The sequence below is a fragment of the Nitrosomonas sp. genome, from assembly GCF_040240425.1.
GTDB lineage: Bacteria > Pseudomonadota > Gammaproteobacteria > Burkholderiales > Nitrosomonadaceae > Nitrosomonas.
This window is the reverse complement of sequence record NZ_QPHG01000011.1, coordinates 20766-32884: the sequence shown is the minus strand read 5'-3', so window position 1 is coordinate 32884 and position 12119 is coordinate 20766. Positions and strand designations below refer to the sequence as shown.

The 12119-nt window shown below is 50.1% G+C and carries 14 protein-coding genes and 1 other RNA gene; 9 read left to right on the top strand and 6 right to left on the bottom strand.

Annotation, left to right across the window (positions count from 1 at the left end; translation table 11 throughout):
* Positions 1-17: 17 nt before the first annotated feature.
* From DU481_RS05930 to DU481_RS05905, 6 genes are all read right to left on the bottom strand, one after another.
* Entirely contained in the window at positions 18-197 is a 180-nt protein-coding gene (locus DU481_RS05930; RefSeq protein WP_350133310.1) for a hypothetical protein, read from the bottom strand.
* A 137-nt stretch (positions 198-334) separates the two neighbouring features.
* Positions 335-694: a transfer-messenger RNA gene (gene ssrA / locus DU481_RS05925) on the bottom strand.
* A gap of 93 nt (positions 695-787) precedes the next feature.
* Positions 788-1435: a phosphoglycolate phosphatase gene (gene gph, locus DU481_RS05920; RefSeq protein WP_121163683.1), complete on the bottom strand. Its 648-nt coding sequence runs from the start codon at positions 1433-1435 to the stop codon at positions 788-790.
* A 47-nt stretch (positions 1436-1482) separates the two neighbouring features.
* Entirely contained in the window at positions 1483-2190 is a 708-nt protein-coding gene (ubiG, locus tag DU481_RS05915) for a bifunctional 2-polyprenyl-6-hydroxyphenol methylase/3-demethylubiquinol 3-O-methyltransferase UbiG (RefSeq protein WP_350133309.1), read from the bottom strand.
* Between the two features lie 16 nt (positions 2191-2206).
* Positions 2207-3538 (bottom strand): TRZ/ATZ family hydrolase, encoded by a 1332-nt coding sequence (locus DU481_RS05910; RefSeq protein WP_350133308.1) that lies wholly within the window; start codon positions 3536-3538, stop codon positions 2207-2209.
* 81 nt (positions 3539-3619) lie between these two features.
* Positions 3620-4297: an OmpA family protein gene (locus tag DU481_RS05905; protein ID WP_350133307.1), complete on the bottom strand. Its 678-nt coding sequence runs from the start codon at positions 4295-4297 to the stop codon at positions 3620-3622.
* A gap of 467 nt (positions 4298-4764) precedes the next feature.
* Here DU481_RS05905 and DU481_RS05900 point away from each other — a divergent pair, with 467 nt between their 5' ends.
* The 9 genes from DU481_RS05900 (at position 4765) to msrB (ending at position 11744) form a co-directional block, all read left to right on the top strand.
* Positions 4765-5466, top strand: coding sequence for an ABC transporter ATP-binding protein (locus DU481_RS05900; protein WP_350133306.1), 702 nt, complete (start codon positions 4765-4767; stop codon positions 5464-5466).
* Between the two features lie 22 nt (positions 5467-5488).
* Positions 5489-6232, top strand: coding sequence for an ABC transporter permease (locus tag DU481_RS05895; RefSeq protein WP_350133305.1), 744 nt, complete (start codon positions 5489-5491; stop codon positions 6230-6232).
* The gene (locus DU481_RS05890) at positions 6225-7583 is read left to right on the top strand and encodes a GldG family protein (protein ID WP_350133304.1); all 1359 of its coding nucleotides are present in this window, start codon (positions 6225-6227) and stop codon (positions 7581-7583) included. Before DU481_RS05895 ends, DU481_RS05890 begins: the two co-directional genes overlap by 8 nt.
* Positions 7580-8452 carry a DUF4340 domain-containing protein gene (locus tag DU481_RS05885; protein ID WP_350133303.1) on the top strand — a complete coding sequence of 291 codons (873 nt, stop codon included), beginning with the start codon at positions 7580-7582 and terminating at the stop codon, positions 8450-8452. The genes DU481_RS05890 and DU481_RS05885 overlap by 4 nt, the downstream gene beginning before the upstream one ends.
* Positions 8452-9279: a bifunctional DNA-formamidopyrimidine glycosylase/DNA-(apurinic or apyrimidinic site) lyase gene (mutM, locus tag DU481_RS05880; protein ID WP_350133302.1), complete on the top strand. Its 828-nt coding sequence runs from the start codon at positions 8452-8454 to the stop codon at positions 9277-9279. Before DU481_RS05885 ends, mutM begins: the two co-directional genes overlap by 1 nt.
* 33 nt (positions 9280-9312) lie before the next feature.
* The gene (proC, locus tag DU481_RS05875; RefSeq protein ID WP_350133364.1) at positions 9313-10125 is read left to right on the top strand and encodes a pyrroline-5-carboxylate reductase; all 813 of its coding nucleotides are present in this window, start codon (positions 9313-9315) and stop codon (positions 10123-10125) included.
* Between the two features lie 62 nt (positions 10126-10187).
* Positions 10188-10763 (top strand): YggT family protein, encoded by a 576-nt coding sequence (locus DU481_RS05870; protein ID WP_350133301.1) that lies wholly within the window; start codon positions 10188-10190, stop codon positions 10761-10763.
* 13 nt (positions 10764-10776) lie between these two features.
* Complete coding sequence (locus DU481_RS05865; RefSeq protein ID WP_350133300.1) at positions 10777-11073, top strand: DUF167 domain-containing protein; 297 nt, start codon at positions 10777-10779, stop codon at positions 11071-11073.
* 152 nt (positions 11074-11225) lie between these two features.
* The gene (msrB, locus tag DU481_RS05860; RefSeq protein ID WP_107803470.1) at positions 11226-11744 is read left to right on the top strand and encodes a peptide-methionine (R)-S-oxide reductase MsrB; all 519 of its coding nucleotides are present in this window, start codon (positions 11226-11228) and stop codon (positions 11742-11744) included.
* The last annotated feature ends 375 nt before the right edge of the window (positions 11745-12119 follow it).

The window sequence follows — 12119 nt, the reverse complement described above, 5'->3', positions numbered from 1 at the left end:
GCTCAATACAGTGTACGCTAGCGTACAGATTCTTCCGGGACTTGCTCGAAACTGGAACGCTCGGCGGTTTTGACGTAGCGGGCGGCCAGGTCTCCGGCAATCGGGGAAAGTTCAGTGAAAATATGCTGCCGCATGCGGCGGCAATTTGCTGTGCCATATGCTGCGGTGCGCTCATCGGCATAAATGACCTGTGGCAAATTTGTGTCATTTTTGTGCCACAACCGAGGCCTTTGGAGACCAATCGAGACTAATGGGGGATTTGTGAGACTGGAACTAAGACCCTGTTTCTTATGGGTCTTAGTTGGTCCTGAGTGGTCTGGATTAGACCACTTATTGGTGGAGACGGCGGGAATCGAACCCGCGTCCGCAAGCCCTCTACAGACAGTTCTACATACTTAGCCATGTTATTTAATTTAGCCTGGCAACCGCCAACCGGCAAGCTGATGACAGGCGAGTCACCTTGCGTTTAACGTTTTATAAAGTGACCCTATAAAACGCGATCCTCGTTAGTGACTCTGCTGTCTGTTGCCAGACCCGGCGTTGAGGCCCACCGGTGCAGAGGCTAGCCGATTAAGCGGCTAAAGCGTAGTTTTCGTCGTTTGCGACTATTGTTTTCAGATGGATTTACGAGGTAATCTGATCCTCGGTATGCCCTGCGCTGCTTTGCAACCCACGTCGAAACCAGATCGTCCCCGGTATTCGTTTTGGTAGTGCATAGGATGGTGCTGAAACCTAAAAGTTCAAGTCCTATGCGCCGGGTATTCTAACAGAAATAGCGAGGGTTTCTTTACAGATAGCTCAGCAGCTCCGCGGGGTGGTCGATCAGGTGCCGGGCGCCCCAGGTTTCGGGCGGCTGATCGTTGCCCAGATAGCCATAGCGGGCGACGATGGGTTGCATGCCGGCTGCCAGGCTGGCTTGAACATCGCGGATGTCGTCCCCGAGATAAATGCAATGCGCGGGGGAAATGTTTATTTTATTGCTGGCGGTCAAGAGCGGTTCGGGGTGTGGCTTGGTATTCGCCAGTTCATCGCCGCAGACGATGCAGGCGACGCGTTGTGCCAGACCCAGTATTTCAATCAGCGGATGCGCAAAACGTGCTGGTTTATTAGTGACGATGCCCCAGGGCAAGTTGCGTTGCTCCAGTTGATCGAGCAACGCATCAACACCGGGAAAAAGACAGGTATCGTGACATAAGCGTTGTGTGTAGAAATCGAGAAACTCGTCGCGCATCGATTCATAACCTGCGTCGCCCGGTTTGATGTTGAAACCGAGTCCCAGCAGCCCGCGCGAACCAGCGGAGGCTTGAGTGCGGATTTTTTCGATGGGCAGCTCGGGCAGTCCGCGCAGGGTGAGCTGCCGGTTCAAGGCGTGGCCGAGATCCGGTGCAGTATCGGCCAGTGTGCCATCGAAGTCGAAGAGAACGGCTTTAATCATGGATTGAGTTCAAATGCTGGAGGTGATAGTGAAACAACGCAATCTGTTTAAGTGCGGTACGCCATGATGTAGTTCACATCGGTATCATCTTCCAGTGCATAGACTTTGGTGATCGGGTTGTATGTCATGCCGATCAGTTGCTCATCCGTCAAACCGGCATTGCGTGCCATACGCGCGAGTTCCGAGGGTTTGATGAATTTTGAGTATTCGTGCGTGCCGCGTGGCAATAGCTTCAAGACATATTCCGCGCCGATGATGGCAAACAGATAGGCTTTCGGATTGCGGTTGATGGTTGAGAAGAAAACCCAGCCGCCAGGTTTGGTCAATTGCGTGCAGGAGCGGATAACGCTCATGGGATCAGGTACGTGTTCGAGCATCTCCATGCAGGTCACCACGTCAAAGTGTTGCGGCTGTTCTTTTGCCAGCGATTCCACGGTGATCTTGCGGTAATCGACGTGATGCCCGCTTTCCAGCAGGTGTAGCTTGGCGACTTTGAGCGCTTTGTCGCTAAGATCGATACCGGTCACATGCGCGCCCATCGATGCCATGCCCTCGGACAGAATGCCGCCGCCGCAACCGACATCCAGCACGGCTTTTCCGGTTAAGCCTTCAACCCGATCATTGATGTAGTTGAGGCGTAGCGGATTGATTTCATGCAGCGGCTTGAATTCGCTGTTGGGGTCCCACCAGCGGTGCGCGAGTTGACTGAATTTTTCCAGTTCCAGCGGGTCAGCATTGATGCCGTCATTTTCCATATGCATTCCTTTGTGCCTAATTTTTTGATGTGGCCGCGATACGCTCTTGCCAGTATGCGGTGCGGTATTGCAGCTCAACCGGGTTGAGCGTCATCAGTTCTTTTTCGTGGAGCAGCATTCTACCATTTACCCACACATGACTCACTTGTTCACGGCTTGCCGTATAGACTAAATGGGAAGCCGGGTCGTAGCAAGGCGCGAGATTGAGGCCGGTGAAGTCGACTGCGGTAATATCAGCCGCTTTTCCACGGGTTAATGAGCCCGTTATTTCTCCCAGCCCCAGAGCATTGGCGCCATTCAAGGTTGCCATTTTCAATGCTTGATGCGCGGGCAAAGCATCGGCCCGTCCGCTGGTCGCTTTTGCCAGCAGCGCCGCCAGGCGCATTTCCTCGAACATATCGAGGCGATTATTACTGGCCGCGCCATCGGTGCCGAGACCGACATTGATGCCTTGATTCAATACAGGCGCAACCGGCGCTAGTCCGCTGGCGAGCTTCATGTTGGACGAAGGGCAATGTGCGATGCTGCAACCGTATTGATGCACCAACTTTATTTCATGATCCGTCAAATGCGTCATATGCACCGCAATCAAATTCGGACTGAGCAGACCCAATTGCTGCAAGCGTTCAATCGGCCGCATGCCGGTGGATTCGAGACTGATGCGGATTTCATCCTGGGTTTCGTGCAAATGCGTATGTATTGGGGTATCGAGCTGTTCCGCGTAAGTCAGAATGTTGCGGAAGGTTTTGTCGCTGACGGTATAGGGTGCGTGCGGCGCAAAACAGAAGGACAGCAGCGGATGCTGATATTGATCTCGTAAATCCAAGCCTTTAGCCAAGTAATCATCGGCATCACTGGCATAGGCGGTGGGAAAATCGATCACGACCATGCCGATGGCAGCACGCATGCCGGAGCCGATAGCGGCTTCCGCGCAGGATTTCGGAAAAAAGTACATGTCGTTGAAACAGGTAACGCCGCCTTTGATCATTTCGGCGCACGCGAGCTGTGTGCCGTCCAAAACAAATTGAGCATTAACGTGCTGATTTTCTGTCGGCCAGATGCGCTGATTGAGCCACGCCATCAAAGGTATATCATCTGCAAATCCACGCATCAGTGTCATGGCGGCATGTGTGTGCAGATTAATCAATCCCGGGATCAGCGCATGATCGTTTAGGGTGATTGTTTGCTTGGCTTGATAACGCAGACTGGCTTCGGATGCCGGCAGAATATCCTGGATAATTCCTTTATCGATGGCGATGGCATGTTGATTCAGTACGACTTCAGCAGGCTCGATGGGAATAATCCATTTCGCTTCAATCAGTGTATCGATTTGCTGCAAACCATTCATGCGTTTCGAGTATGTAGAAAGAAAAAAGCCCTGCTCTTAAGGGCAGGGCTTCATGCGTAAAAATAGTGAACCGGTTTTCGCTTATCGGGTACCAGCTACTTCGATTTCAACGCGGCGATCAGGTGCCAAGCATTCGATCAACGCTTTGGTTTTTTTGTCGCCTACGCAACTATTACCTGTCACAGGATTAGCTTCGCCTTTGCCATCAACAAAAACACGGCTTGGTTCTATACCTCTTGAAACCAGATGAGCTTTGACCGATTCAGCACGGCGTATCGAGAGGTTCTTGTTGTATTCATCGGAACCGATGCGATCAGCATAACCTACAGCAATAATAAGATCGTACTTAACGTCTTTTATGCCGGTTACAAATTCATTCAAAGACTGAATACCATTCGGTTTCAGTTTCGCGCTATCGAAATCAAATAATGCATCAGCAGAAAATGTAATTTTTTCCGGTGCTGTTTTAGCAGCTGCGACTGCAGGTGCTGCAGCTACGGGTACCGCGCCTTCAGATTTTTTAGCCAGATCCGGATCACATTCTGGAATCGCCATTGCCGGTGTCCAGTAACCGGTTTGCCAGCATAGGCCGGTTGTATTTCTTGCCACTACACCACGATCGTCAACACCGTAAGCTTCCGGTTTTTTTACAGCTTTATCCTTATCAATAACTGTTTCTTGTGCCAAAACAGCACCAGAAAACATTACTGGTATAAGAATCATTCCCATGAGAGTATTTTTAGCTGATATTTTCTTCATGCTGTTGTCCTTTTTAATGAAAACTACGGGTTTTAATATTGGTATGCAAAAAACTATTCTGCACTTGAAAACTTTCTAGCATTCTACTACTTCGGGCTTTTGATTGCGCGTTTATCAGTTTGTTTGTTTGTTTTATCAAATCAACATGTTGTAAAATTACAACAAATTACCCTCGCGAATCAAGTTGAAATGAAATTAATGACTTAGCTTGGTTGAGCGATCAGTAACCAGCCATTTTCTGATAAAAAATTAACGATATAACGAATCACAGATCACCCTTGCACATGCGGTGCCGGTATTGGCATCACGTTAAAGCCGGTGAATTATTGATCTATCACACGTATACTGTCCAGCCGCCAAGATGTTGAAATTTCACATCAGCATGCTATACGGCGGAGATTTTCATGAACCCTTTCAATCCATTCTAAAAACATTGCCGTATGCTCGATGAAACAGCAACTCTAACTTTGTCAGCGCAAAATCTAACGCGCCACTATGGTGAAGTTGTTGCAGTTCATCAATTCGACCTGCAATTGCGGCGTGGCGAGGTATTGGGATTGCTTGGACCCAATGGCGCGGGTAAATCGACAACGCTGCGCATGTTGACGGGTAATCTTGCACCCAGTAGCGGCGGTGTTGAAATTTGCGGCATCGATTTACTGGATAAACCGCAGGAAGCCAAAGCACATGTGGGTTTCTTACCGGAGATTCCCCCGCTTTATTTCGATATGACGGTGGATGAATATTTGCTGTTGGCTGCCCGGCTGCATCGCGTCCCGAAGGAAGCGCTCAAGGCGGCATTGGAAAATGTGAAGCAACGCTGTGGCTTGGAACAGCACAGCAACAATTTGATCGGCACATTATCGAAGGGTTATCAGCAACGCGTGGGTATCGCACAGGCGATCATTCACAACCCCGATGTCATCATTCTGGATGAACCGACAGTAGGTCTTGATCCCAATCAGATGCGTGAAATCCGCCAATTGATCCGCGAATTGGGAACAACCAGCAGTGTTATTTTATCGACCCATATTTTGCCGGAAGTTGAAAATGTATGTGACCGGGTACAAATCATGCACCAAGGCAGCATTGTATTCGACCAGCCGATGATCGATTTGCGCCAGCAGAATACCAGTCTGGAAGCGGTATTCACACAACTTACACAGTAACTGCACGAGCCGGAATTTGAAGATGATTGTCACCATTATCCGTAAAGAACTGCATATGCTGTTCATTTCTCCGCTGGCCTGGCTATTGCTGGCATTGGCTCAGCTCGTGCTGGCGTGGGTTTTTCTGGTGCGGCTGGATGCATTTCTGGAAATTCAATCGCAATTATTGCAAATTGCCAATCCTCCGGGAGTTACCGAGATTATCGTGACCCCGGTCTTTGCGGTGGCCGCGATCGTTTTATTGATGATTACGCCATTACTATCAATGCGCCTCATAGCCGAAGAGCGCCGCAACCGCACGCTGACACTCTTGATTTCCGCACCGGTTTCAATGACGGATATCGTGCTGGGTAAGTTTCTTGGCTTAATGGTATTTTTTTCCGCGATCATCGGTCTGATTGTCGCCTTATGTCTTTCATTGCGCACCGGCGGCATGATGGACTTCGGATTGTTGCTCAGTAACACGATAGGATTGCTGCTGACTGTTGCCAGTTTTTCTGCCCTTGGGCTGTATATTTCAAGCCTGACCGCACAACCGGCGATTGCCGCGGCAGGCACTCTGGGCGTGTTACTGGGATTATGGCTGATCGATCTGGCGGCAAGCGCAACACAAAGCTGGCTGCACTATTTTTCTTTGCTGAAACATTTCGGCCATTTTAATCAAGGTCTGATCGACACCTTGAGTACCGCCTATTTCATTTTGTTTACCGTTACCTTTCTGGTGTTGACGATTCGCCGTCTGGATGGAGAGCGGCTGCATGGCTAAGCTGGATAAAAAATTGCACCGGCAATACCGGCTACACCATGGCCTGTTTGTCATTTTGCTGCTGCTATTGGTTTTCTTACTTGGATATTTAGCCCAGCAGACCCGGCAGCAATGGGATATCAGTCAGAACGGGCGTAATAGCCTGAGTGAAGCCAGCGTGGATATCCTGCAAAAATTGCATGGACCGGTCGAGGTAACCGCGTATGCCACTGAACAAGATGCCCAACTGGGCGACATCCGCCGCATCATTACTGATTTTATCGCAATGTATCAGCGCATTAAGCCGGATCTGTCATTACTATTCATCGATCCGGTGGAGCAACCATTGTTAGCGCAGGAAGCCAATGTGCACGTTAATGGTGAAATGATCATTCGATTCAATCAACGGGTTGAACACTTGCTTACCATCAACGAACAAACATTTTCCAATGCGTTGATGCGGCTGGTGCGCGCGGAAGATAAGCTGATTGTGGCGCTAAGTGGTCATGGTGAGCGCAAGCTAGAGGGTAACGCCAATTACGATCTCGGAGAATTCGGCAAGCACTTGCGCACCAACGGTTTTAACAGCCAGCCACTCAATCTCGCCATGGAACGGGATATTCCAGCCGCTGCGAGCATGCTGCTCATTGCGTCACCGCAAACCGACTTGTTGCCAGGGGAAGTGCAAAAACTGCTGGATTATATCGACCGTGGTGGCAATTTACTCTGGCTGGTTGATCAAGAATCGTTGCGCGGATTATTGCCGCTGACAGAAAAATTGCGCTTGTCGCTGACTCCCGGTGTCGTCGCCGATCCTCAGGCGGTGGAACTCAAAGCGCCGATTACCTTTGCTTTGGGCGCAATTTACGGGCCGCATGTCATTACCAACGATTTTAATTACATCACCGTATTTCCCTTCGCGCGTCAGATCGAGATGGATGAGAACGAGGATTGGAGCGGTGTTGCACTGGTTGAAGCGGCGCCGCAAGGTTGGGTGGAAACCGGCGATCCGAATGGAGAAATTCAGTTTGATCAGGATGCTGATATACCGGGACCGGTCAGTATTGCCGTGGCGTTGACGCGCACTATCCAAGACCGCGAGCAACGCATTGCCGTGGTTGGCAGCGGGCATTTTCTTGCCAATACTTATCTGGGCAACGGCAGTAATCTGGATTTCGGCATTAATCTAATTAACTGGTTGACCGGTGATGAAGAACTGATTGTGATTCAGCCGCGCGCAACGCTGGATAGCAGTCTGGTCTTGAGTGAATTTGAACTGACACTGATCGCGGTGGTTTTTTTAGTGGTATTGCCCCTGCTGTTCCTGACATGCGGGGGTGTAATTTGGTGGCGCCGCCGGAGAAAAATATGACTATGACGCATCATGCACGGCTGAATCTCATTATGGTTGCCACGATTGGCAGCTTGCTGTTGTTTCTTTACTTTAAACCGCAATCCCAGGGTAACCCGGAATATTCAATCGCCAGCAATTCTGCCGAAACCGTGCAGAGTGTGCATATCGTCAGGCCGCAACAGGAAATCACGCTCAAACGGCTGAACGATCATTGGTATCTGACAGCGCCCCTGCACGCCCGGGCTAACGAAGAAAAGGTCCGGAGAATTCTGGAAATTCTCCAGGCTAAAAGTCAGCAACGCTTTCCGTTGGCTGATTTAGGACGGTTTGGCCTGGAGCGCCCGAATGTGCTGTTAACCATTGACGATACACAGTTTGGCTTTGGTGGATTTGCACCCACCACTAACCAGCAATATATGGCGGCCGGTGATCATGTGTATCTGATTGCGCCCCGTTATGCGCTGGCATTGCCGGGTAGCGTGAACGATTTGGTCGATTCCAAGTTGCTGGCGTCTGGCGAGACTCCGATCAAGTTTGAATTGCCACATTTTGCAGCAGAATTTCACCATCCCGATTGGCATGTGACATTGCAACGATCGGACCATGTCGTCACCGAAGTTACATTGAAAGATTGGATTCAATTGTGGCAGACGGCCAGCGCCGCGGAACTGATACTAGTGTCGCAGCTGGGATCCGATTTTGTTGAAACCGGTATGTTGAAAATCGGCTTGCAGAATGGGCGGCAAATCGATCTGAAAATACTGCACAATGCGGTTTCGATTGTTTTAGTGCGAACCGATGAGGAAATCGGTCACCAGTTTCCGCTTGATACCGGCCGGCATTTACTCGATCCGGCCACGTTAGCGCAGGCTGAGACTGAAAGCTGATGCCGGAATTACCGGAAGTCGAAACAACGCGGCGTGGCATTGCACCCCATATCGTGGGACAAACGATTGCCCAAGTCATTGTCCGCAATCCCCGGCTACGCTGGCCGGTACCGGATGAGTTACCGTCATTATTAGCAGGCCTGACGATTCAGACCGTAACCCGGCGCGCCAAATACCTGTTGCTGGATTGCGGGACGGGAACGTTGATCATGCATTTGGGAATGTCGGGAAGCTTACGCATCCTGCCACCAACGCAAAATACAAAACTTTCGCCGGGAAAGCATGATCACCTTGACTTGATTCTGCGCGATCGCACGGTCTTAAGGTTGCGAGATCCGCGCCGTTTTGGTGCCGTGTTATGGCAAACCGGGAATGTTCTACACCATCCGCTTTTACAGAACCTCGGCCCGGAACCTTTAACAGCGGATTTCGATGCCGCGCGGTTATTCGCGAAAACCAGAGGCAGTCGTGTCAGCATCAAGCAAACGCTGATGAATCATCACGTGGTGGTTGGTGTCGGCAATATTTATGCGAACGAAGCCTTGTTTCTCGCCGGAATCAATCCCAAAATTGCCGCTGGCAGAATTGGCATAACCCGGTATGAGCGGTTGGTGCAGGCGGTTAAACACACTTTGCAGCAGGCCATCGAAGCGGGTGGCAGCAGTTTGCGCGATTTTGTGAACAGCGACGGCACTCCCGGTTACTTCCAGCAGCACTATTGGGTTTATGGGCGTGAAGGCCAGCGCTGTAAAAAATGTGAGGGTATGATTCAATACATCAGACAAGGTCAACGCGCCAGTTTCTATTGTCCGGCTTGCCAGCACTGATCTCAGTTCAATCAACGTAGCGAGAAAATGACTATGAATATTTCGTTCATCGGCGGCGGTAATATGGCTTCCGCCTTAATCAGCGGATTGTTGCAGCAAGGGTATACAGCCCAACAACTCAACGTGGTGGAAATTAATGCCGACAGCCGCGAAAAATTGCAGCAAGCATTCGGCATCACAGCGGTGGCCAATCTGGCTGAAGGTATCGCTGCCAGCGATGTGATCTTGCTGTCGGTAAAACCGCAGCAATTGTTTGAATTGACGCAGAAACTCGCACCGTTATTGAAAAATCAATTGACGATATCGATTGCCGCCGGAATTCGCGCCACCGACATCATGCGTTGGTTGGGCGGGTATCAGCGGGTCGTGCGTGCCATGCCCAATACGCCTTCGCTGGTACGTTCCGGTGTCACCGGTTTATATGCAGCTCCCAGTGTCGATGCGCGGGACAGAACGAGCGCTGAGTCGATCCTCGCGGCGGTAGGTTCGACCCTTTGGGTAGATGACGAAGAGATGCTGCATGCCGTAACAGCGATCTCCGGTAGCGGCCCCGCTTATGTCTTCTACTTTATTGAAGCAATGCAACAAGCGGCCATAGAACTGGGTCTATCAGCGGCTCAAGCCAGACAACTCAGCTTGCAGACTTTCGCTGGCGCCAGCAAACTGGCCATTTCGAGCGATGAAGATGCAGCCGTATTGCGCGCCCGGGTAACTTCCAAAGGCGGCACCACCGAGCAAGCGATACAAACTATGGAAAAAAATGATATTAAGTGTAAGATCGTCACTGCCATTCATGCTGCGAATAAACGCTCACGGGAATTAAGTGACGAGTTCGGCAAAATATAATGTTCGCGATAACTTATTAGCGATTTCTTAATTATCGATTATAGTTTTTCTGGAAAATTGTTATGTCCAATCAAATCCTGATTTTTCTTGTTGATACTATTCTGGGGTTGTTATCCTTGGCGTTGTTATTGCGTTTTTATTTTCAATTACTGCGCGTCCCCTACTACAACTCGGTCTCGCAGTTTCTGATCGCGGTGACCGATTTTATTGTACGTCCGGCGCGCCGGTTTATTCCCGGCTGGGCGGGGATTGATTTATCGACACTGGTACTGGCGTGGCTGCTGGAATGCATCATCATAGCCAGCATGTACATGGTGCAAGAGTATGATTTCGAGATCAATATCGTCACTTCATTGGGCGTGATGGGATTGCTGGGCATCGTTGAGATCATTAAGACGACGCTCTATATCGTGTTGATCATGATCATCATGCAAGCCGTTCTGTCGTGGGTTAATCCGCACAGTCCGCTCGCGCCGCTGTTGGAAAGTTTTACCCGTCCGTTCCTGGCTGTTTTCCGCAAACGCATACCACCGGTCGCCAATGTCGACTTGTCTCCCTTATTCGTGCTGATCCTGATTCAAGTGTTATTGATGGTCGTGGCCGGTGTGAATAAGGAAATCATCGCAATGCTCTTTTAACTAATCGATCGGCATGGGATGGTACCGGTACGATGATGCGGATAATCTCGTGCTGACACTGCATATTCAACCGGGTGCAAAAAATACCGCAGCAGCCGGTTTGCATGGCGACGCGCTAAAAATAAAACTCGCGGCGCCGCCGGTGGAAGGCAAAGCTAATACCGCGTTGCTGAAATTTCTTGCCGAACGTTTTGATGTGCCGCTTTCTCGCGTGATATTGAAACAAGGGGATAAATCGCGCCATAAAGTGATCGTGATTCAGCAATCCGCACATGATCCGGCGGTGTTATTTGATGAATCTTGCGATTAATTACCGCTGCCAAGATAGGATTCTCATATTAATACCACAGAGAAATCTTAGATTTCCATGCAAATGACTACAGAACGCATCGAATCAGCTCGCGCCGAAGAGATTCAAGAAAATCAATTCACGCGCACTTTTTCCGCCTTGGAGAAGATTTCATGAAACGACGCACTGTGTTGCAAGCGCTGGCCGCAGCTGCCGTGATTCCGCTGGTTCCCGCCTGCTTGCGCACGGCCGCGGTTGGTGAAGCGGCCAGCCCCATCACGCCACTTAACAAACCGCATGAAGAATGGCGCACATTACTTTCACCGAGAGCCTATCAAATCTTGTTTGAAGAGGCCACCGAGCGCCCGGAATCGAGCAATCTGGTGTACGAGGATCGCGCAGGCACATTCATTTGCGCCGCTTGTTATCTACCGCTGTTTGACAGTGCGCATAAATATGAAAGCTGGACTGGCTGGCCCAGTTTTACCCAGCCGATTGCCGGACACATCGCCACCAGACTCGATTTCAAACTGATCAAACCGCGCACCGAATACCACTGCGCACGCTGCGGTGGGCATCAAGGCCATGTGTTCAAAGACGGCCCGCCGCCGCGCGGCGAACGCTGGTGTAACAACGGCATTGCACTCAATTTTGTGCCGAAAGACGAACCGCTACCGGCGCTCAGAAGCTGACTTACCGGTACGCCTTAGCCCGCAAACCTGCCGGATTATTCTCTGACCTGTGTGCTTTTTGATTGCGTACCCACTGCAAGTAGCGAAAACTGACAATGGGGCAAGAATCCATCTGGCGTAAAAATCCACCTTGCGCCGCTAAAATCCCTAACAATTCTGTCAAAGCCCAAATCAATAGCCATTCACTATTTTCCTATTTATACTGGCGGCAACTTCATCGCACAGGATACTTGATTCGCACCATGCACACCGATGATTCAATACAGTCGATCTTCTTCAAATCATTGATTAAAATACCGATATAACATATCTAATAATATAATAACAATAACGAATTAGTTGTAAAGAGAAGATTGGAAGAATCCAAATTTCCCC